Source organism: Methanosarcina siciliae T4/M, from assembly GCF_000970085.1.
Lineage (GTDB): Archaea > Halobacteriota > Methanosarcinia > Methanosarcinales > Methanosarcinaceae > Methanosarcina > Methanosarcina siciliae.
Genome location: NZ_CP009506.1, coordinates 906,697 through 929,097 on the forward strand (window position 1 = coordinate 906,697; position 22,401 = coordinate 929,097).

Annotated in this window: 14 protein-coding genes; 3 read left to right on the forward strand and 11 right to left on the reverse strand. The window is 47.4% G+C overall.

The window, feature by feature from the left end; genetic code table 11:
* Window positions 1-465 precede the first annotated feature (465 nt).
* Window positions 466-2,370, reverse strand: a complete 1,905-nt coding sequence (locus MSSIT_RS04035) for a methyltransferase cognate corrinoid protein (protein ID WP_048170227.1) — start codon at window positions 2,368-2,370, stop codon at window positions 466-468.
* Window positions 2,371-2,865: 495 nt separating this feature from the next.
* On the opposite strand from MSSIT_RS04035, the gene MSSIT_RS04040 reads away from it, so the two are divergent.
* Together MSSIT_RS04040 and MSSIT_RS04045 are read left to right on the forward strand one after the other, a co-directional pair.
* Window positions 2,866-3,336 carry a hypothetical protein gene (locus MSSIT_RS04040; RefSeq protein WP_156158784.1) on the forward strand — a complete coding sequence of 157 codons (471 nt, stop codon included), beginning with the start codon at window positions 2,866-2,868 and terminating at the stop codon, window positions 3,334-3,336.
* 14 nt (window positions 3,337-3,350) lie between these two features.
* Window positions 3,351-4,247, forward strand: coding sequence for a hypothetical protein (locus tag MSSIT_RS04045; RefSeq protein WP_048170233.1), 897 nt, complete (start codon window positions 3,351-3,353; stop codon window positions 4,245-4,247).
* 780 nt (window positions 4,248-5,027) lie between these two features.
* On the opposite strand, the gene MSSIT_RS04050 is transcribed toward MSSIT_RS04045, so the two are convergent.
* From MSSIT_RS04050 to MSSIT_RS24520, 3 genes are all read right to left on the reverse strand, one after another.
* Window positions 5,028-5,828, reverse strand: a complete 801-nt coding sequence (locus MSSIT_RS04050; RefSeq protein ID WP_048170235.1) for a helix-turn-helix transcriptional regulator — start codon at window positions 5,826-5,828, stop codon at window positions 5,028-5,030.
* Between the two features lie 127 nt (window positions 5,829-5,955).
* The gene (locus tag MSSIT_RS04055) at window positions 5,956-8,097 is read right to left on the reverse strand and encodes a sensor histidine kinase (RefSeq protein ID WP_231590407.1); all 2,142 of its coding nucleotides are present in this window, start codon (window positions 8,095-8,097) and stop codon (window positions 5,956-5,958) included.
* Window positions 8,098-8,235: 138 nt separating this feature from the next.
* Entirely contained in the window at window positions 8,236-8,880 is a 645-nt protein-coding gene (locus MSSIT_RS24520) for a PAS domain-containing protein (protein WP_231590408.1), read from the reverse strand.
* Between the two features lie 737 nt (window positions 8,881-9,617).
* On the opposite strand from MSSIT_RS24520, the gene MSSIT_RS04065 reads away from it, so the two are divergent.
* On the forward strand, window positions 9,618-10,622 hold the full coding sequence (locus MSSIT_RS04065) for a phosphate signaling complex PhoU family protein (RefSeq protein ID WP_082088873.1): 1,005 nt from the start codon (window positions 9,618-9,620) through the stop codon (window positions 10,620-10,622).
* 313 nt (window positions 10,623-10,935) lie between these two features.
* On the opposite strand, the gene MSSIT_RS04070 is transcribed toward MSSIT_RS04065, so the two are convergent.
* Genes MSSIT_RS04070 through MSSIT_RS04100 form a run of 7 tightly spaced genes read right to left on the reverse strand, consistent with a single transcriptional unit; the run spans window position 10,936 to window position 22,398 of the window.
* Window positions 10,936-11,682: an ABC transporter permease gene (locus MSSIT_RS04070; RefSeq protein ID WP_048170239.1), complete on the reverse strand. Its 747-nt coding sequence runs from the start codon at window positions 11,680-11,682 to the stop codon at window positions 10,936-10,938.
* The gene (locus MSSIT_RS04075) at window positions 11,682-12,449 is read right to left on the reverse strand and encodes an ABC transporter ATP-binding protein (protein WP_048170241.1); all 768 of its coding nucleotides are present in this window, start codon (window positions 12,447-12,449) and stop codon (window positions 11,682-11,684) included. Before MSSIT_RS04075 ends, MSSIT_RS04070 begins: the two co-directional genes overlap by 1 nt.
* Window positions 12,446-13,339 carry an energy-coupling factor transporter transmembrane component T family protein gene (locus tag MSSIT_RS04080; protein ID WP_048170243.1) on the reverse strand — a complete coding sequence of 298 codons (894 nt, stop codon included), beginning with the start codon at window positions 13,337-13,339 and terminating at the stop codon, window positions 12,446-12,448. Before MSSIT_RS04080 ends, MSSIT_RS04075 begins: the two co-directional genes overlap by 4 nt.
* A 25-nt stretch (window positions 13,340-13,364) precedes the next feature.
* Window positions 13,365-15,176, reverse strand: a complete 1,812-nt coding sequence (locus MSSIT_RS04085; RefSeq protein ID WP_156158785.1) for an ABC transporter ATP-binding protein — start codon at window positions 15,174-15,176, stop codon at window positions 13,365-13,367.
* A gap of 33 nt (window positions 15,177-15,209) precedes the next feature.
* Window positions 15,210-16,787, reverse strand: coding sequence for a hypothetical protein (locus tag MSSIT_RS04090; RefSeq protein ID WP_048174493.1), 1,578 nt, complete (start codon window positions 16,785-16,787; stop codon window positions 15,210-15,212).
* Between the two features lie 16 nt (window positions 16,788-16,803).
* A complete protein-coding gene (cobN, locus tag MSSIT_RS04095) occupies window positions 16,804-20,676 on the reverse strand; it encodes a cobaltochelatase subunit CobN (RefSeq protein WP_048170246.1) in 3,873 nt (1,290 codons plus the stop codon).
* A gap of 9 nt (window positions 20,677-20,685) precedes the next feature.
* Window positions 20,686-22,398 (reverse strand): WD40 repeat domain-containing protein, encoded by a 1,713-nt coding sequence (locus MSSIT_RS04100; RefSeq protein ID WP_048170249.1) that lies wholly within the window; start codon window positions 22,396-22,398, stop codon window positions 20,686-20,688.
* Window positions 22,399-22,401 lie beyond the last annotated feature (3 nt).

Below are 22,401 nucleotides of genomic sequence, written 5' to 3' on the forward strand. Positions count from 1 at the left end.
TATGGGAGAGGCGGAGAAGACAAATTCGTCTTAAATCCGCCATTTCTGTTTTTTGGTGGTTTTATGGTGAATCCAGCCGTTTTTTTACCTTCAGTCCCATTTTTTCTTTATATGGACTGCTCGCTGTTTTTTGTTTTTTAAATGAGGTCTGTTGCTTTTCAAGGTCTGTTACTTTTTTAAATGGAGGTTTACCGTCTTTTGTTTTAACATATGACTCCTGCAGTCTTCTATTGTCTTCTGTTTATATTCTGGAGTTCAGGAGTTAGATTAACTACTGTATGGAGGTTAAAATGTGGTTTTTATTTGCCTGAGGGTGTTTTTCTTTTTTCCGAACTTTTACAGGCTCTATGAAGATACAGGCTCTGTGGAGATTTTCCGTTTTAGGGTTCTGAATACTGTTCTTAAACATCCTATCCTAATTTTAAATCGAAATGGGGAGAGGTGATCTCCCCTATCATGGAGAGTTTACCCCATTATTTCCTTCTGGAGTTCCGGGCCAAGTTCCTTTACAACGTTCACCATTGCCTGCACGGTTGTCAGGGGACCGCCTGGCGGAATCTCACAGCCGGAGGACAGGACATATTTGGACTGCAAGCCGTTCTCCTTGAGCACTGGCAGCACGTTTTCGAGCAGGTTCTTTGTGTCGTCCTTTACCTTCTGCACGCCGGCTGCCGATCCGTCCATGAACTCAACAGGGTTGACTTCTCCCATCATACAGCAGATGTCTCCGTATTTGGGGATAAGGTCTGCGTAGTTCTGGGAGCCTTTGTCCCTGGACTTCTCATAGTAGGCGTAGCTGTAGAGGGCTGTTCCGAACTTCCGGATCTGGGTCTCGAAGTGCACGGCGTCAGCACAGTTGTGGACGATATACGGCTGGTTGTACTGTTTGAATATGGGGATCTGCTGGTCATAGACGAATTTCCCGTCGAACTTCCAGTAGTCCTGTTCGCTCATGATCACATTATTGGACCAGAGGTTGTCGATACAGAGAGTGTCACAGGCATCTTCTGCAAAGAAGAGCTCTGAGAGCTGGCAGACATAGTCAGTACACTTCTGTACAGCTTCAAGGACAACATCCGGCTGGGTCTTCATGTCCATAAGGATGCGGTCTGCACCCATCAGCTGGGTCAGGGTGAGTAGGGGGCCCTCGTGGAAGCCGATAAAGGGAGTGTTGAGTTCCTTGTTGAGTTTTTCCTTTGCTTTCTTTGAAGCCATGACCAGTTCGTAGCCCCTGGTACCTTCCTTAAGTTCGGGGACTTCGATCTTCTCATAGTCCTTGATATGCCCTTCGGAGGACGGAGTGTCGTCTTCGGGGTATTTGATCTTACAGCCGAAGTCTGCAGATGTTGCGGAAAGGTCAATCAGGCCTACAAACATGTCAAGGTCCAGGTATTTTGAGCCTAGGTATGCGCTCTGTACAAATGCATCTTCATTTGTGGCATACTCTTTGTAGGTTACAGGGGCAAACTTCCTGAGCACTCCGCAGGCAAGGGGATAGACGGGCAGGCGGTCGACCTTCTTATCGGACATGGCAGAAACGGTCCTGTCTATGTGGGTCATTTCCTCCTTTGTCTTCACGCCAATGCTTTCGAACTCTTCTTTGATCTTATTAGCAGTTTCAAGCCCGACATCCACTTTATCGGAAACTATCTTCTTTGCAAGAATTTCCCTGTACTTGATCTTCCCGAGGTTGATCTTCTCTTCACTCCACCTTGCAGCCTTGGGCTCAAGATCCTTTACGGCTTCGGAGGCCCAGGCGCTTGCGTGCATTGCATCGGGGTGGGTTGAGTCTGCACCGATTCCGGTTGCATACTCTTCGGAAACGGGAGCTCCTCCAACCATGACTTTCATGGAGTCGCGGATACCTTCTTCCTGAAGGATTTCAATGACTTTTTCCATATTGGTCATGGTTGTTGTCATCAGGGCACTCATGGAGATGATGTCGGCTTTGTGTTCTTTTGCGGTTTCGACAAATTTCTCGATAGGCACATCTGCCCCGAGGTCGATCATCTCGAATCCGCCTGCACTGAGCATGGTTTTGACAAGGTTTTTCCCAATGTCGTGCACATCTCCTTCAATCGTCCCGATAACGCCCACAGCCTGCATGGCTTCTCCTTCCTTTACCATCTCAGGGGAGAGGATATCCATACCTGCATACATTGCGCCTGATGCCAGGAGCAGGTGGGGTACAAAGGCTTCTCCTTTCTCGTACTGGTCACTGACAATTGCCATCCCTCTTGCCAGCCCGTTGACGATTGCGTCGTAGGGGTCAACGCCTTCTTCAAGGGCTTTGTTTGCCAGTTCTTCTGCAAGGTCGTCGTCTCCGTCGACGACAGCTTCCGCTAATTGGTTCAAAATATCTGCTGCCATAAAAAACGCTTCCAACATATTTTTATGATTATTCCCTGGTTAACAGTAAGTAGCTCAATCAGGAACTTACTCCTCCTGTAAGTCCCGTTATCACTGTTAACTTGAACGATGATACATTAACTGCAAAACATATAACATAAACGCAGAGATCTGATTAACGCAGTTAACATCTCTTCTGATGCTTAATTCGGTGAATTGTCCTGATATTATAATTTTGCCTGATCTCGTGTGGAACTCTCATTTGATCAGGGGCTTTCATCTGATCAAAGCCTTTGATCGGAGAGTGAGTCTTACAAGCCGGGAGGGGGGGTCCGGTCGTCAGGATATATGGAAAAATGGTGTCCTCTCTTTAATACTTGTTTCCATCTCCAACTTATGAATAATCATGCATAACTAAAAAAGTACAAATAAAAAAACTCCTTTTTATTAAGAGTCAAATCTATGTTTTAAGAAGAAAATTTCTATATTTTAAGGAGGAATATTCTGAACAAATTCATGAGAGTTTCTTTATTTCTGATTCTCCTTTGCTGGGTTTTAAGTGCTATTAGCGGTTGTGTGACTCCCGATGAAGGTGAATATTCCTCTGTCTCTGTTGAAGACATTGAAGTGAAGTCTTTATCTGAAGAGTATTCGACACCTTCCAGCGGAGGGAAAGGAGATGTCCTGAATGTGACCGCCTGCATTATAAATGCAGACAAGGAGGATAGTTCGGCTCTTCTGATCCTGTTTGAGTTGAAGAATACTGACTCCTCTGAGCCTTCCTCCTCCCGCGAGGTGGCAACAAAAAATGTAGAACTTGACTCCATAAAGGGCAGGTCCATGCTTTATCAGTCAGTACAGCTAACCGTTCCCGGTCCTGGAACTTATGACATTGATGTCTTCGTTTCCGAAGAAGGAAAAACCCCTTCGACCGGTCTTGGTATGGTCTTTTTAGTCGGAGAAGAGGGGGAAGTCGGGACTTTCTGAACTGGAGTGAGTCAATGATTAAAAATCGGAAAACACTACTTCCTATCTTCGTATTGCTGGTCCCGGTCGTATTGTTTGGCGGTTTTATTTTTATGCTAACCTGTTACGATCCGGCTTTTTACCATTCAAACGGTGTTAATCTCGGCTCTCCCGAATATTACACTCACGCCATTTCCAGTGCAAAAGAGGCCGGATATGACTACAGTATAAATGACGGGCCCGGAGGAGTTCAACCCGGACTTATCGAAGGCCTCGACCCAAGACTTGGTTCGGATTTTCGGGTAAACTCGATGGACCTTTACTATTCAAACTCTTCCTGGTTTTCGGTCTCTTTTTCAAATAACGGAAATTCAACCTTTTCCTTCTGGGATGAGGACCCTCTTGCACAGTACAGGCCGGAAGATCTCCCCGAGAGAGAATGGGTGGTCAATAAATTCAAAATCATGTATGACATGAATGAAAAAGAAATCGAAGCCTACCTCCCGGCAGAGAACTGGGAAGTGAATGACATCTTTTTCGAGCAGGTAACCATAACCAGGCCTCCCAATATTGCAGCAATTCGCAGGCACCTTTTAGAGGAGTCCACCAGTTCTACTTTTGATGCTGAAAACTCCGCCGGAAAAGGTGGAAGTACGGAAACCTTCTATAACGGCAGTGAAAAAATAGGGTCCATACGCTATTTTGTCCCGGCTGCAGAAATAAGTTTTAAGGAGGGCTCGAGCACTTACACGGTCTATATAGACAGGCTTGGCGGCGTTAGTCTCTATATATCTCTCAGATCAATCAGTTCGCAAAAGACAATTCCTGAAAAGGAGTACAGAGCCGTGTTTAAAAGGATCTTCACAGACCTGGGGCTCCCTCCTGAAAAAGTCGATGAATTCGAGTTTGAGTATGGTGAAGGTTTCTGGTGAGAGGCATCTACAGTTTCCTTATTTTTTTGTTTTTTCTTCGCACAATATAAGGTTGGGGTCATCTTTCCAGCCACGCACGAAAAACATAACATGTGAACTTATGCTGTTTCTCAGAGAAATTGGATACAGAAATGTGTTCCCTTCCCGAAGAATACTTACTTTTATCCAGGAAACTGTAGTTTAGTTTTAGATTCGTAGGGTGCCCCCTCCAGCTTGTCCGGAGACCCTTCACAAAAAAGCAGAACGAGTCGAAGGAAAAAGCCTGAAAGAGGTAGAGAGAAGATTATGAAAGAGGTAGAGAGAAGATTGTGAAAGAGGTAGAGAGAAGATTGTGAAAGAGGTAGAGAGAAGATTGTGAAAGAGGTAGAGAGAAGATTGTGAAAGAGGTAGAGAGAAGAGCTTAAATATACTGTAATAATCATTAAAAGCAAACATAGATTTTTTTTGTATCTTTCTTTTTTTCATTTTTACGGGAAAAACCGCTCTCCTGCGTCGAGCGGGACAAAAACGACTCAATATAGCGAGTGAGGTTGTACGGGTCAGAGATATTAGTAATCTAATTCTTTTCAGTCCTCTTGAGCGAGCGGAGCGAGTGAAAAGGACCTCGTGCTCCCGAAGCGAAATTCGGGAATCTCAACTCGGGAGTCGCGGGGATCGACAACGAAGAGGCTGGAGATCCTCTATTCGGTCCGCAGGCATCAATTTCCGAAGCGCTATATCCCGTGTCACGTAGAGTTTGATTTCCGAATTTTTCCGGATGGGATTTTCCTGAAGGAGCTTTCAGATTTTTTCGAATTCTATTTCTCCTATTTCCTTTGAGTTTTTCATGTAGTGCAAAAAGAGGTCTTCTCCCCATTTGAGGGCGGTTTTTTCCAGACTCATCATTGCATGGTTGTGGTAGATCCCGTTTTTGTAGAAGAGGGACAGGGCCATGAAGTGGTCCGTTACCAGGCTTGAAGCAAGTCTTATGGGGCAGTCGCAGACGAAGATTTTCGCATTATCCCGGTCCAGGTATTCTTTGAGGGCTGTGCTGTATTCCCTTTTCAGCCTTTCAAATACTGGTTTTGTGATGATCAGGGAAACGTCCGCTCCTTTTTTAAGAAGATCTACATAGGTTGAGGGATAAGCAGGGTTGAAATAGGACGAGACTTCCATGACGTGGACTGAGCGGGTCAGTTTTTCTTCGATTTTCTGGGGGATTTCGTACATCCGGTCCAGGTCGGGCTCGACAAATTCGCAGTGTCCAAGGTCATCAATCCGGTCCAGGAGATGGACGGGGATTGCACTTATGTTGTGGTTTTCCCAGTAATCCATGTTCTCTGAAAACACTTCCAGGGTGTTTAACAGGGGCCTCATTTTTTTAACGACCACTTTCCCGATATCCGAGAGCTTGTAAAGGTCGTCTTCGTGGATGATGAGCCCCTGGCTGATGAGGATCTTTATCTGGGTCATGATCGCACTTGAAGTCACGTTGAGGATGTTTTTAATGTCATCAATATTCCTGGGTTCCTCCATCAATAGCAGAAGAAGGTCTTTTCTTTTGTCCGAAAGAAAAAGGGTGCCCAACAGTTCCAGTTTCATCGTAAATCTCCAGCCGCTTCATTTATACATTTTTAATTAAAGCTCTATTAGGACTCTGTTCAAGATTCTGACGCCGTTTAAGTTTTATCAGGACTTTACCGGGGTCAAACCTCTATTTAATATACATTCAAGCCTCTATTCGATTCATGCTCCGGGTATCAGGCTTCTTTTTCGGGAGCCTTACATGCATGGTTGTGCCCGAACCTTCTTCGCTTTCTGCCCAGATTTCTCCTTCGTGGGCGTTGACAATGTTCTTACAGATATAAAACCCGGACTCCAGGCCCTGATATCTTCGGGTGAGGGAATCGTCCACCTGGTAGATCCTGTGGAAGAGGTGGGGGATAAGCCTCTTCTGGATGCCTGTTCCGCTGTCCTTTACCGTTATGTGGATGTTTTCTTCTTCCTCTTTAGCTTTTACTTCCACGGTTCCGCCGTGGGGAGTGAACCTGATAGCGTGGCCCATCAGGGTTGTGAACAGGTCTGTCAGCTTTCGCTTGTCTCCGCGGATGGGTGGCAGGCTTGCAGAAAGTTCCTTTTCGACCTTCAGTTCTTTTTCATCAATCAGGAGGACCAGATTGAGGTAGACATCCGAGAGTACCTTTTTGATCTCTACATCGCCAAAGGAATACTCGATCTTTCCTGCCTGTTCCAGGCTCAGGTAGAGCAGGGAGTCCACCATCTGCTTCAGCCTCTCCGAACTATTGATCACGGCATCGATGGCTTTCTGCTGCTGGTCTTCTATAGTCTCCAGGGTATCAAAGTCCATAAGGTCGCCATAATCTACTTTTATCTGGGGCAGGCTTTCAACCATAAATTCCGCTTTTATCCTGTTCAGGGACCTAAGTTCGTCGTTGGCTTTCGAGAGGTCTTCCGAATAGGCTTTAAGGGCGTCCTCAAGCTGCTTTCTCTGGATAAGCTGCCACATGCCCTGCATAAGCAGAGTGAGCTGGCGGAGGTCTGACTCATCGTAGGGCTCGTTCTTGTTTCCAACCCCCGAAACGGCAACAATCCTTTCCCCGTCAAATACTGGCACGTTCATATGGCGGGTGAGGTGCACATGGTCTTTTGGGTATCCTTTTTTCAGGGAACTCGGGGCTGTGTAGTCATTTGTGATTATGGGTTTGCGCTGCCGGATGGCTTCTCCCCAGAGCCCGGTGGTCTTTACGGGATAAATAAAACGCTTGTCTTCAATTGCACATTCTTCCATGGCACTTTTTGACCAGGAGTGCATTATAAGGGAGGTTTCGTAAGCGTCCATGAAAGCCAGGTACCCTAGTTTGCTGCTCGTAAGCCTGACCGCCTCTTCCCGGGCAAAGTCCGTGATCTCTTTTAAAGAGGCTCCTGTCATCCGGTTGAGTTTTACCAGGGCTTCGAGCCGGGCCTCGTTTAGTCTCTGGGCGGCTTCTGCTTTTTTACGCTCTGTGATATCCCTGGCAACCGAGAGGATAGTTTTCTTGCCTTCATAATCAATGATCCTGGCACTTACTTCGAGGGGGACAACAGTGCCGTCTTTGCAGACAGCTCCGGCTTCATAGACCCTGGACCCTTCGCTCTGGATTTTCTTAAGGTTCTCCCGGACCGAAGCCCAGTACTCGGCAGGGATAATCTCTTCGGCTCCCATTTTCAGGATTTCTTCCTTCTCGTATCCGAGCCGGCTTACCACTGCCTGGTTTACATCCATGTAACTTTCTCCTTCGGGCTCACGGATGTACAGGTGGTCATTGATGTTATTGAAAATCGTCCTGAACTTGTGTTCGGACTCACGGAGGGTCTCTTCTGCCAGCTTATGTTCGACTGCAATGGCTGCCAGCTGGGCGTTTGTTTTCATAAAGTCCAGGTCTTCTTTTTCAGGTCTGTGTACTTCCCCATAGTACATTGAAAAGACCCCAAGGACTTCTCCGGATGATGAAATAAGGGGTTCTGACCAGCAGGCTTTAAACCCTGCTTCAGCCGCAAGATCTCTGTATTCAGTCCAGTAAGGATGTTCAATCACGTTATCTGTGGTAACCCTTTTTTTCATGTAGGCCGCGGTTCCAAAGGACGCCGCCCCAAAACCGATCTCAATCCCGTCGGTCTTCCGGATGTAATAAGCAGGAAGCCCGGGGGCAACGCAGTAAAAGAGATGCTTTTTCTCCCGGTCGAGAAGCATTATCGAGCATTTTGAACCTGGACGGATCTTTTCCACGTTCTGAACGAGGAGCAGGAGAATTTCGTCTAAGGGGGCTCCCGAAGCCAGTTTTCCCAGCACCCTGTTTTGCCCTTTGATCATCTCTTCGGCAAGCTTGCGTTCGGTGATGTCCAGGACTATCCCCTGGTAATGGATTATTTCTCCTTTTTCGTTCCTTTTGATGAGGCTCCTGTCGTCTATATACCTTATTTTTCCCGACTTTGTCAGGACCCGGTACTCCTAGGTGCATTCTTCATACCCTTCTCTGGAAAACCTTGCTACTTCGGAGCGGATTCTTTTACGGTCTTCAGGGTGTATCAGGTCTTCAAACTTTATTTTTCCGGAAGTGAAATCTTCAGGGGTGTATTCCAGTTTTGTGATATTTTCCGAGACAAATTCAACGGGCCAGCCTTCTTCCGGCTTGCACAGAAACACAAATACGGGGCTGCTTTTTATGATGTTTTTGAGTTCGTTCTTCTTTTTCAGCGCCTTTCGTACAGATTCTTCGGCTTTTTTTCTCTGGGTTGCATCGCAGAGGGTGCCCTGGTAGTGGCTCACGTTTCCGTCTTCATCTCTCCGGATCAGGTTTACCTCAACCCAGCGTACCTCCCCTGAAACTGTCAGTATCCTGTACTCCTGGGTCAGCTCTGCACATCCCTTTTCCGAACATCTGGTAATTTCCTCTTTTACCTTTTCCCGGTCTTCAGGGTGAACGATATCAAGGTACCGTACACCTCTTAATGTGAAGTCTTCAATTTCATAGCCGAAATTCCTGATGTTTTCAGTGATGAGTTCGACAGGCCAGTTTTCAGTTGCCCTGCATAAAAAAATAACTACAGGACTGCTGTTTATGAGTGATTCAAGATTTATATCGAACTTTTTCATCGATTCATTTCCCGAATTTTATTTTTATTTACCTGATTCATGAATAACCGTTTTGAGCTACTGTTAATGTTGGATGCAGAGAACAAACTTTTACGTAATCAACTCTTTCAAGCTACTATAATATGGAAGGTAAAGGAGTAAGCTTCTACGAAATAACTGGTTCTGAACTACTGTAAATGTTGATAGCCGGGGGCATACTTGCAAAAATACTTAAAAGTAATTTTCCCTTCCATAACCGAAAGCCTCGAATTTTCAGTTAAGGGGGTTCAGGATCTACCTGAGTTTAATAAAGCTTCATTCTTCTTAAATAAAATGGAAGTACTGGCTTATTTATTTTTTTATTTTTTTTATTTTTTTTATTTTTTTTATTTTTTTTATTTTTTTTATTTTTTATTCTTCTACTATTTTATTTGCATTTCTCTCATATTTTTGACTTTCCTCCATTTTCTGTACGCTCTGCAAAATTTTCCCGGGAACGGACATTTTCAGTTTCTATAAGAGTCGTTTATGGAAAGAGGTATTTTTTATATACCTCTTTTTTATACACAAATTGTATGTAATATCCTTAGCAATCCTATGTTTTTCTGTTATTTGTCCTCAGTCCTATATACTATACTTAGACATCGAACTCATAGGTTATTTCTTCTTTTGATCCGCTACTTTTAGGATACCTTTATATATCAATATCGTCTATATAGATTCTATAATATTCATTAGTATCTTCAGGGGGCTTATTTATTACCAAGGATAAAAGAAAAGTCCAGTTTACCGGAAATTCTACCTACATTGTGTCTCTTCCTATTAAATGGGTCCGAGATATAGGGCTCGAGGCCGGAGATACGCTGACCCTAACACCCATGCCGAACAAAACCCTGCTGGTTTCCTCCAGTGCGGTTTCGAAAGAACATTCTGCCCTTAAGGCAACTATAGATTACCTTCACTCCGATAGTGCGGAAAATAACCTGAGAATCCTTATTTCTCATTATCTGGTTGGGTATGACGTAATCAGGCTGACCACCAAAAAAGGTTTCAGCGCCTATGACCGTAAATTCATAAAGGACTCTGTGCGCCAGAAACTCATAGGGCTCGAGCTCGTGGAAGAATCCAGAAATGAACTCGTCTTCCAGTGTCTTCTGAACTATAACGACCTCCCTCTCAACCGTGTAATCAAGAACATGTACGGGCTTGTCCTTTCAATGCTTGAGGACTCCATGACCGCCCTTCGGGACCGCAATGTGGAGATCGCAGAGGACGTCATCCAGAGGGACGATGATGTTGATCGGTTCTACCTCCTTGCTGTCCGCCAGCTCAAAGCTTCAATTGAAGACATTGAGCTTTCAGAAAAAATCGGAATCAGACACCCACGGGAGTGTCTTGGCTACAGGCTTATTACCAAGAGTATCGAGCGTGTAGGAGACCACGCAGTAAGGATTGCCAGGAACGTCCTTAAAATGGAGTCCGGAATCAGTAATGATGACCCGATTTTCAAAATGGCTGATCTCTCCACGAAAGTGTTTGAAAGTTCCATAGATTCCATGCAGCAGGAAGATCTCCAGGCTATAAACCAGATCGTTGTTGAAGCCAAGAAAGTTTCACAGTTTGGAGTTTCCCTGGAACAAAGAAGCGGCGAAGGTTCAGGTAGCATCGAACTCAGCATGGTCCTTGAGAGCCTGAGAAGAGTAGCCGAATACAGTGCCGATATTGCAGAAGTCTCAATTAATATGAACATAAAGCAGCTCTAACTCCCGAGTTGCGATTCGGGAGCCCGCGGTCTGTTTCGCTCGCTTCGCTTCGCTCAAGCAGACTACTTTATTGTAGGGTCAGGTGCTTCGCTCAAGCAGACTACTTTATTGTAGGGTCAGGTGCTTCGATCAAGAGGATTAGATCAAATGAAGGGTCTACAGACAGGCTGGCCGAGTCGCTAAATACGGTGGATTTGCCTCATTTTCCGGGGCCAATGGAAATATTTCCCGGGTTAAGGGGAAATTTTCCCTATTATTTTTCTCCAATTTTTCCCTATTTTTCCTGATCATTTTTTCCTAATATTCACTTTTTTCACACAACTGCCTTCCGGAACTGATATGTTCCGAGAAGTACCATAATTCCGGCTCCTACGGTAAGGCCTATGAGCCCGTGAACGGGTATTCCTCCTTCAAACAGCATTCTTGTGCTGTCTATGGCATAGCTGACAGGATTTAGTTTTGCCAGTGTCCTTAGCCAGGTGGGCATGACGTCGTAGGGCATGAGGGCGCTGCTTGTGAAAAAGAGCGGCATGCTGATCATGCTGTTCACGGCTGCATAGCTGTCGTGGTCGCTTAAGTGCAGGCCTATCATGGTCGAGAGGGCAGAGAAAAAGACTGAAAACAGGAACAGGGTAAGGTATATCAGGACTATGTTTATCGGGTTTGATATTCTTACTCCGAGGACGGTGGCTATCAGGAGGATTACGGTTGCCTGCAGCAGACCCCTTATGCTAATAAAGAGGATTTTTCCGTACAGCATGCTTTCCCGGGGGGAGGGCATGGCGAGAAATTTATTCAAAAAACCCAGGATTTTATCAAAAATCATGAGTGATCCGCCCTGCAGGGAGGAAAAGAGGATTGTCATGACAAGGATGCCGGGGGTGATAAACTCAAGATAATTATCGGTAAACTTTGTGGGGAGGGCAAGCCCGACAAATACGAGCCAGGCGGCAGGCATTACAAGGGAGGAAACAACGGTTACCCGGCCCCGGAGCCATTTTACGAGGTCCCTTTCGAAATAGTAGAATACGGCTTTTAAGTAGAATCCTGTTTTTTTCATTATCTCCGCCTCAGAAGGTTTCTGAACTGGGTTGAATTAAACCCTGCCTGCTCTTCAGGGGTCTTGACTTTCTCGAGGAAGACGTCATTGAGAGAGGCATTTTCTCCTATGGAACTTATCAGGTTTTCAGGGGAACCGACAGCTGCTATTTGGCCCTTATCAATAATGGCAACTCTGTTGCAGTACTTTTCTGCCTCTTCAAGGTAGTGTGTGGTCATGAAAATGGTCATCCCTTCGGCTTTCAGCATCCTGATATGTTCCCATATTTTCTTTCTGCCGTTGACGTCCAGGCCGAGAGTGGGTTCGTCAAGGAAAAGGACTTCAGGCTCGTGCACAAGCGCCTGGGCAAGTTCAAGTCGCCTTCTCATCCCTCCCGAGTATGTTTTGACAAGGTCGCCTGCCCTTCCCGAGAGGGCCATCATCTCAAGAACCTCGTCTACCTTTGAGTTTCGGTTCGGAATCCCGTAGAGTTTTGCATAAAGCAGTACATTTTCCCTGCCTGTGAGTTTTCGGTCCACTGCCATGTCCTGGGGGACATAGCTTATCTTTGACCTCACTTTTTTTGATTCTCTTACAATATCATGCCCGCAGACCTTTGCAGTGCCGCCGCTGGGTTTTAGCAGGGTTGTAAGCATCATGACCGTCGTACTTTTACCTGCCCCGTTGGGCCCCAGGAGGCCGAAAATCTCATTTCCGACGTCAAGGTCGAGCTTATCAACAGCAATCAGGTTTCCGAAAGATTTTGATAATTCTCTTATCTCTATCACAGGTATCCCCTTGCAAGCGCATAAACAGGTCTTAAATCTGCACTATAGTAAATTCCGCCTGTATACATATTGTAAAGCAGCTTTATGAGCACAATACTTATTGCAGCAAAAATACAGACCGCAACCAATGCCTTATCCAATTCCGAAAACTTCAGTTTTTTGAGGTAGGTCCTTTCCGGGTTTGCCCGAAAAGCCCGGCTCTGGATCGAAACTGCAAGGGTGCCTGTTCTCCTTACGCAGTTTGAGAGCGTCGGGGTCAAAATATTAAGGGACGTTTTTACGATCCCTGACCCGAATCTTTTAGGGTTGAAACCCCTGAGCCTCTGGACCGTAACTACGGTTAGGACTTCGGTGATTATTATCGGCAGGAAGCGGACTGCCGTAACCACCATAAAAGCTGCACTGTAAGGGACTTTTAGCCCCACAAGCCCGTTTAGCATATCCCTTGAGTCCGTGGTCCAGCACATAAGAAGCCCGAGGGACAGGATTGAAGCCGATCTCAAGCCCTGAATTGCGCCGTGGTGAAGCCCTTCCGCATATACGAAAAGCCCTCCGTTTGTCAGCCAGCCCAGGACCGGGACATCAGGGCTGACTATGGTAAAAATCACGGTCCTTGGAAGCTGGGAATAAAAAAGGGCCTGAGAGTAGATAGTCCCCCAGATCAAAAGCGTGAGTAATATTGCAAGGGTTTTGAGTTTTATTGCCGGCATCCTTGCAAGCGCAAATCCGGAAAGTATGATCAGAAACAGCAGAAGCATGGTTTCTGGATTGTCAAGGGTTACCGCTACAAAAACCGTGGAGATCAGGATCAGGATCTTTGCCCGCGGGTCCATCCTGTGAATTATTGTGTCCTTAATTGTCGGTTCTGCAATTGATCTGGCACCTATCATATTATCACTCCAGGATCTCTACAGGTCAGCATTTTATCCCTTCGGAATTCATTCCTTCAGAATTCACTCCTTCATAATTTTCCAATTCATCTTTTCTAACTTCATATTTTTTCACTTCAGAACTTCTCCGGGTCAGCACTTCAACAAGTTCCGTGACCGAAAAAGCATCCACTCCAAGACAATTCGCAATCTCGACACCCGGGGGCTGGGTAAGGGAAGCTTGCTTCAGGATTTCGATGTTCTTTATGACCTCTCTCCCTTTTCCATCGGCTATAATCCGGCCCTCATCCATCACAAGGATTCTTGTGGCATAGAGCATTGCAATCTCGATGTCATGGGTACAGAAAACCAGTGTGGAGCAGTTGTCTTTGAAATAATTCATCATATGTTCAATATTTACCCTGTCCTGCCCGGTTGTGGGTTCGTCAAGGAGAATAATCTCGGGATTTATGGAAAGCACCGAAGCAACGGCTGTCCTGAGCCTCTGCCCCCGGCTCAGGGATTGGGGGAGGTCCTGCTTGAGGTCCAGAATCGACATGGCTTCAAGCGAAGTCCTTGTCCTTTCCTCGATATCCTTATACTTTAACTGGACCGGCCCGAAACTGGCCTCTTCCTCAACCGAATCACAGAAGAGCATGAGATCAGGGTTCTGGAAGACGAATCCGACCCTCCCGGCAAAAGAATATGAGTTTCTTGGCCGGGTGTCTTCCCCGAAGACCTTTACACCCCCTTTGTACGGTTTAAGCATGGCTGCAAGGTTCAGAAGCAGGGTCGATTTACCCGAGCCGTTTGTTCCCATGATTGCAACTCTTTCCCCTTTCCGGATTTCCAGATTTATACCCTTAAGCACCATCCTGTTTTTTTCATATCCTGACCACAGGTCCCGGATAGATATTATAGAATCGTTATTTCCGGTTGTGCCGACTATAGACCCATTATTTCCGGCAGAACCGGTTTGCATTCCAGTTTCTTCTTCCGGGTTTGAAAAGGTCCGGGGAGTTTTTGCTTTTTCTTTACAATTTCCGGCGCCCAGCACGGCAAGAGCCTCCCCCGTACTGAGGGGACTGGCCTTTATCCCCAGGGTGTGGCAGAGTTCAACAGGTTCGGGAACCCTCAGCCCCAGCCTGTGAAATACCTCAAGATAATCAAAAGCTTTTGAGGCGGGCTGGTCAAGGATTATTTTTCCCCCGTCCATTATGACAATCCTGTCTGCAAAGGGCGTAAGTTCGTGTATTCTGTGCTCAACCAGCAGGATGGTTATCTTCAGTTTTCTGTTAAGTTCTCTCACGGTATTCAGGACTTCCCGGGTGCCCAGAGGGTCCATCTGGCTTACGGGCTCGTCCATGGCAAGGATTTCAGGCATCATCGCAAGCATGCTTGCAATGCAGATCCTCTGCTTCTGCCCTCCGGAAAGGGCATTCGTGGAAGCCAGCCGGTGTCCTGCCATCCCGACCATCCGAAGGGCTTCTTCTACCTTCTTATCGATCTCTTCTCTTTTCAGGCAGAGGTTTTCGGGCCCGAAGGCTACCTCGTCCTCAACGCTTGTGGAAAAGATCTGGTCATCGGGGTTCTGAAAAACAAGGCCTACAGCTCTTGAAAGTTCCATCTGGTTTGAGTTCCGGGTCTCGATCCCGTTTACCCGGATGCTGCCTGAGAATATCCCACCGGATTCATGGGGAATTATGCCGTTAAGGGTTTTTAGTAATGTGCTTTTCCCGCAGCCCGTAGGGCCTGTCAGGAGGACGAATTCCCCTTCCTTTATTTTCAGGTTTACCCCTTTTAACGTCGGTTCCGTCCTCCCGGGATAAGTGTACCACAGGTCTTTGATCTCTATCATCGTCCTACCTTCCTTCTTTCGCAAAGTACCACTTTATTCCGCCACCTTTTTCAGCCTGTTTCCAAGGCTGATTCCGAACCAGGCCCCTATGAAAGTGTAGAGGAAACCGTCGATCAGGATATTTGCCATAATATACCAGTCGCTGTAAAACAGCCTGTAAAGCACCATCCAGACGCTGAAGGATGCATACCCGCTTGCCATGTCGGCAATTCCGCAGACAATTCCCATCATGAACCTGTTTTCAGGGTTCGGGTTTTTGCCGGTTATCCCGGCAGCATACATCAGGCCTTCCAGCAGTATCGCGCTCAGGGACAGGGTTATGAAAGTAATCGGGGTGAAACTCCCGGTTATAAAGCCTCCGAGCAGGAACCTGACCAGCATAAAAAGGCTTACAACTCCGGGTTTGGGGATCAGGACAACAAGCGAGGCAATGAGCATGTAGAGGAGGACCTCATGGAAGAGCCCTGTAAAGAGAAAGCTGAAAGGCCCGAATATCGCATGGGAAAGCTCCCACAGGATGGTCATGGGCAGGTTTATGGCGGCAAAAGAAACGGTCCCGAAAAGGGCGATAAGCACAAGGTTTCGGGTTTTGAACCTGTCCATTATCTGTTCGGGTCTTGAGAAGAAAAAACCCGTGGCAGTCAGTCCGAGTAAAGTGGAAACAAGAGTAATTATTATGGGCCCCCATTTCCTTGAGATTGCAGTTATCTTCTGGTCTTTTGTTACTGCAACCCAGTCGCTGCCTGTAAGCTTTACCTTAACCCTGAGCAGGTACTCCCCTCCCATCGCATTCTCGGATATATAGAGGGGGAGGCTCACCAGCGAACTCGACCCCGGGGCAAGTGTTAAGGTGGCATAGCAGAAGGTATCCGCATCCATCCCCATAATGGCAGGCTTAAAAGCTTTTACCGGTTCTCCGGTCCTGGCATCGAGGATATCATAGGTGATTACAACAGGAACCGCGCTGTCTCCTTTGTTGCTGAGCTCCACTCCTATGTAGGTTGAAGTGAGTTCCTCCCTATCGATCCTGAGGTCCGTAACCTTGAGCAGTTTTTTGAGTGCAGGAGAAGTTTCCCGGATAACCAGGGTGCTGGCAGGGTGGCTCGGGTCTCCGTACCCGTCTTCATCGGAGGGCACTGTAAGTCCCGATACTTCGATTTCTTCTGCAATTTCCTCTTTCGAAGCAACCTTAAGCCGGGTTTTGCGCACAATGGTATGCTGTTTTCCTCCAACCTCTACAAGCGCGGTTGCAGTTATGTTATAAATTCCGGAAGGGAGATCGGCAGGCACATAAAAATCAACGAGCCTGTACCAGTCATCGTACTCGGTCCGAAGCAAAAAAGAATGGACGGGTGTGTCCTGAAGCACAAAACCTTCTGGAAAGTCAAGTTCCACTGTCACATTCACGTTTCCTTCATAGTAACTCTCAAAAAAGACATATGCGGACAGGTTGCTGCCTCCGACTGCGAGGCCGTTTCCTTCAACACCATGCGGGACCTGAATCAGGAACGTGGTCATGTCTTCAGGTTCAAAGTCCTCCGCCTGTTCCAGGGCTGCTGCAGGCTGGATTGCGAGCTCCAGGACAAGGAGAAAAATAATTATGTTTTTCATTCTGCTGCCTTTTTCTTTATTTGAGAATTTTCCGGATTTCCTGCATCTTCTTCTCCCAGTCCGGGACATCTTCAAAGCTCATTACCTCTACGGCCCCTCCCTGGAACTCTCCTTCTCCTGCCAGCTCTTCCATCCAGCTCTCGATTTCAAGGTAAGAGTTTTTCAGGGCTTCGAGCACCTCCGGATCCGGCTTCCAGAGCCCTCTTGAATGCGCTTCAAGGAGCCTGCGGGACATCTCTTCAAGGGCGTAGGGATTGTTCTCTTCAAAGAACCTGCGCATTTCTTCATCGAGTACGAATGCCTTTGTGATATCATCAAAGATCCAGTCATCCACTTCCTGAGTGGAAGCCTCCCAGCCGTAGACTCTTCCTACTCTCTTTGAAATGTCCTGTGCCCCCTTGTACCCGTGCTGTTTCATGCCTTCGATCCATTTCGGGTTAAGGAGCCTTGTCCTTACAACCCTCCGCAGTTCATCGGCCATGTCCCGGACCTCGACATGCTGCGGTTCTCTTGTGTCTCCGAAATAGACCTTCACGTCCCTGCCCGAAGCCTGCCTGGCAGCAGCAGTGAGTCCTCCGTGGACTCCAAAGTAACAGCAGCAGCCCAGGAGGTCGTACTCGTCACTGACGACTTTGTTGAAGGTAGCATCAACCGTCTTGAGGTTAGAAGCAAGCCGGGCGTGGGCTTCTCTGCCATTAACGTCTTTTCCGTAGGCATACCCGTTCCAGTAAAGGAAGATGTCTGCCAGGTCTTTTTCATCCTTCCAGGCACTCGCATAGACTGCAAGCTGCACTCCTGCGGAATAGGTCCCGGGTTTGCTTGAAAAGATCCTTAAAGTGGCTTCCCTGGAATCCGCACCTTCCTCGAGCATCCCGAGAGAGTGTTTTCGCGGGTAGTTCATGTCCTCGGGTTCGTCAAGCGAAGCCACAGCCTGGATTGCTTCATCTATTACCTCCAGGCAGTTCGGGAAGTTGTCCCTGAGGATTCCGGAAATCCTGATCGTAACATCAATCCTGGGTCTGCCCAGCTCTTTTAAGGGGATTACGGAAAAACCTTTAAGGCGTCCGTTGCCAAACCAGAGGGGTTCGACCCCGAGCAGGCTCATAATCTGGGCCATGCCCTCCCCGTCAGCCCACATGATATCGTTTGCCATCCAGTAAAATGCCACGTTTTCGGGGTAACGGCCTTCGTCCCGGAGGTGTTTGTCGATCAAAACCCCGGAGAGCTGCTGTCCCACTCGCCAGGCGGCTTTTGTAGGGACCCGTTTCGGGTCAAGCGAGTAAAAGTTCCTGCCAGTCGGCAGTACGTCATCCCTTCCGCGCATGATCAGACCCGAAGGGCCGGCAGGGATGTACCCTCCGTCAAAACCATGCAGAAGAGATTCAATTTCCAGGGAGGCATCTATTCTGGATTCAAGGTCCAGAATCCTTTCACAGATTGCGGCAGCGCCATGGGAAATTCCGGGGTTTATACTCTGATCTGTAATATTCTGCTCTTTACTACTCAGCTCTGCAAGACTCTGCCCCGAAAGAACCTCTTTGATTATCGAGACCGGCTCTTTTTCCGGGTTAGCTATGAAGGTCCTGATGAAAGCTTTTGAAAGCGAATCGATTTCCTCAAGTCTCTGCCCGTTTGACTTCCCGTTTGCTGAAATCAGGCTCTGGTCCGAGATCAGTTCATCAAGGTCAAGCCCCAGAAGCTTTGCAATCAGCCTCCGGATAGAAACCCCCTTCCCTTCATTTTCCTGCTCATCATACCTTAAAATCGAGTTTATGAATTCAACTTTTTTCTCGCCTTCGGGGAGCTGCCCGAAGATGTGCATCCCATGATGGATCTGGCTGTTCCTTATCTTTCCGAGGACTTCGTGCGCTTTCCTTATGATTTCCTCAAAAGGGGTCTGGTTATCGGCTTTTATTTCTGAGTCCAGGTTCGATTTCTTAATCTCGTCAAGGATCAGGTGTTTCAGGGCATGTGTCCTTCCCTTATCGTATTTTACCTGCTCGTATTCCCCGAGCAGCCTGTCAAGTTCTTCAAGGCTTCCGTACAGCCCTCCCGAGGTCATGACCGTCTGCATATGGTCCACCAGGCAGGCAAGGCTCCGGCGTTTGGCAATGGTGCCTTCGGGGGGGTTGTCGGAGTTGTAGATGTACAGGTGCGGGATTGTCCCGATCGCGATATCAGGGTAACAGTCTCCTGAAAGCCCCACCCCTTTTCCGGGCAGGAACTCAAGGTTGCCGTGGGTCCCGACATGTACGAGCACATCGGCTCCGAAAGTGTCCTCAAGGTACCTGTAGGTTGCAAGGTACTGATGGGTTGGGGGAATATCGGGGTCGTGCAGGATCTTGCAGACCTTTCCGTCACATCTGGCCCCTGCACAGCCTCGCTTCGGCTGCACACAGACTACAGCGTTTCCGTACCGGATTCCGGTCACAACGATCTTGTTTTCATAGACCATTGCAGCAGGGATGCCGCTGACTTCTTCTCCCGGTGGGTTTCCCCATCCCTCGATCACCCGCTGCCTTACATTCGGGCTCAGAGTATTGAAAAATTCTTCATACTCTGCTTTTTCCACAAAAGCCAGAACTCCGCCGTTCTTTACTATTTCATTGATAGGGGTCCATCTGAACTCGGAAATTGCTTTTTTCTCAAGAATAGTCTCGATGAGCTCCTTTCCGTCCCTTGGAGGATTTATGGCGTAACCTGCTTCCTGCATCCGGTTTAATATCCCTGCCACACTTTCAAGGGAATCGAGGTTTGCAGCATCCCCAACCGAACCTTCCACTCCCGTACAGGGCCTGTTGTGAAGGATAAAGGCTATTTTCCTCCGGGCTGCCGGCTTTTTCCGTAAGTTTATCCATTTAAGGACTCTTGATGTAAGTTTTGAACAGCGTTCCTGAATAGGGGTGCGTCCCATGTAGTTTTCTTTCTTTTTGCCTGCACCTATAAGGATGGGTTCGATTACCCCCTCAAACTCAGGCATGGCTACTCCCCACCCGATTTCCGAGTCTAAACCCTGCGACTCCTGCCACTGTTCTAAGGTTACGTGGTGGGAGATAACAGGCTGGAAAACAGGGACGTCAAGGTTCTGTAACAGTTCGACACCTTTTGCTGCACATGAGCTTTCATCTCCCTTGTTTTTGCTGCTCATTATAAAAAACGGGGAGAGTTTCACAAGAGCGTCTATAACGGTTTTTCCGTTTTCCATGAAGTAAGTTTCAATGACTTCATTCATGCCCCTGCTCCCGAGTTCTTCATCTTTTAACGAATACGCAAAAACGGGAACAACCGAAAGCCCCCGGTTTTCAAAATCTCTGACAAGGGCCTTTTCAATTTCAAGGTCGTTATTCACCCAGTAAGTTCTGGAAATGAGCAGCCCTACGGTTTTGTCTTTAAGGGGTCCGTACCAGTCCAGGTAGTCCCGGAGGCTTGAAAATATTTCTCCGGAATCCGGGTGATAAAGCCCGTCCCATGGGATCTTTTCCGGGAGTTTTACTTCTATTTCGGTGCCAAATACCTCTTTTAAGATGTAGCGCAGCATATTTGCAAAGTTTTCTTTCCCTCCGTAAATTAAGTAAGAAAAACATGTAGCTGCAATCTCAAGTTTCACGGAAGAAAGGGTTAAACTGGAAGGTTCGCTCCCAACACAGATTATGGGTATTTTTGTTTTTAAGGATTCGAGCTTTTCATAGAACTCTTCCCAGAACGGGTTGGCTAAATGGTAAATAAAGACGGCATCGGCGCTCTCACACGCAGCGAGTACCTCTTCAGCTTCTTCAGGGTTTTCTTCCAGGAGTTTTGAGTAATAAGCCTCAAGCTCTATTCCAAGTTCCTCTGCGGCTTCGAGAAGATTGGGGATATATGAATTCCAGGTCACTGAAACGATTTTCATTTTTTCCCCTCAGGTCAGGATATGTACTTTATATTCTCCAAGCACCGTGCCGTCCTCAAGCCTTGTAGGAGCTTCCAGGGCTGCGATATACCTGCCGTCTGAAGAGACGTCAGCAGCAACCGTTATTCCTTCGGTGTTGTAGATCTGGCTGAGCCTGGAGCTTGCCCCTCCGCTTTTTGAGACGTCAAAGACATAGACTCCATGAACGCTCCTGTCCTCGGTTACCAGGTTCTGGGCAATAGGGATCACGAGATAGCGATCATTCCGTGCACATTCCCCGGCATAGCCATCCAGCCTCCATTTCCACAGCAAGTTGCCGTCATAATCATAGGCAAAGAGACTGTTTCCGCTGGGGTGTTCAAAAGGAGCATCGTTATTCTTATCTTTGGAGAAAGTGCTCCCTATTGAAAAGATCAGGGTGTCGTTGACAATGTAGGCATAATTCGCACTGCCGTAGATGGGGACCTCGCTCACGACTATCGGGGTTGAGATGTTCTGCTGCCATGCAATCTCCGGGGTCCCGGTCTCGATGATCCGGGAATTATTGAATAAAAAGGCCCTTCCGTCGCTTGTCATTGTTATCAGCCGTTCCCCGTCCGGGGTGATCTGGGTGCTGTACCAGATAGCGGAATAGTCAAAGAAGGGCTCTACTGGCGGGATCTTGTAGCTCCAGTCCTCCTCTCCGTTGTTCCCGTTAAGGACATGCACGGTGCCGTCTTTCCATTTGTCCGCCTTTGTAAAACAGGTGGTACCAAACACTGCGTATTTCCCGTCAGGCGTTGCATCAATCCAGGTAACTCCCGAGTCCATGAGTTCGGATTCCGGGAATTTCCAGCGCAGGTTGCCTTCGGAGTCAAAGGAGTAGACCCTTCCCAGGTACTTGTATTTGCTACCTATGTAACCACAGGCCCTGCTGGCAGCGACGTAAATATTCCCTTCGGAATCAAGTTTTATCTTTTTCATGGCAGGCATGTACTTGAGGTCTGAGCCCAGTTCCTCTCCTGCTCCGAATTTCCAGATCTCGGTGCCGTTGAGGTCAAAACAGTAGAGATAAGCATCAGGGCTGTCTTCTCCCACAAAAATATGCTTGCCGTCTTCGGAAAACTCGATGTCAGCTATTCTTGCATCCGCTATCCCCTCAACAAGCTGCTTTTCCCAGATCTCTTCCCCGGTTGCAATTTCTATAAGTTTCAGAGAACCTCCGTGGGTCCCGATGGCAAGATAACTGCTGTCAGGAGAGAATTTTGTTACACCATCTATATTCGTAGAGGTCTTTTCGATGGGACCTGGTGTTACGTCCTCAAGCTCTATGGTGTACTCCTCTTTTAAGGCCGGTTTTTCCGGAGCGTATACCTCAAGGGTACTGGAAGCTCCGGAACTTGTTATCACCTCAAACCTGTACAGGGTTTCAGGGTCCCAGTCAAAAGATATAAAGGCCTGAGCTTCGGTTTTTTCAATGTCAGGAGAAGCTATCTGGCTGTCACCTGAATAAATCCTGATCTCCGAGATCTCGGTTTCGTCTTTTAACGTCAGCAGGGCTCCGGTCCTTGAGAAGACTATCGAGTCTATGGTTACTCCGACTTCGGAGCCGCCGATTTCCTGTGTATCCTCGATCCCTGAAGCCTGAGCCGATGTGTTGCTGCCGGATTCCGGGCTTTTTTCAGCACATCCCGCAGTCATTAAAACAATAATAAGCAGGGCTATCAAAAGTTTCCATTTCATTCT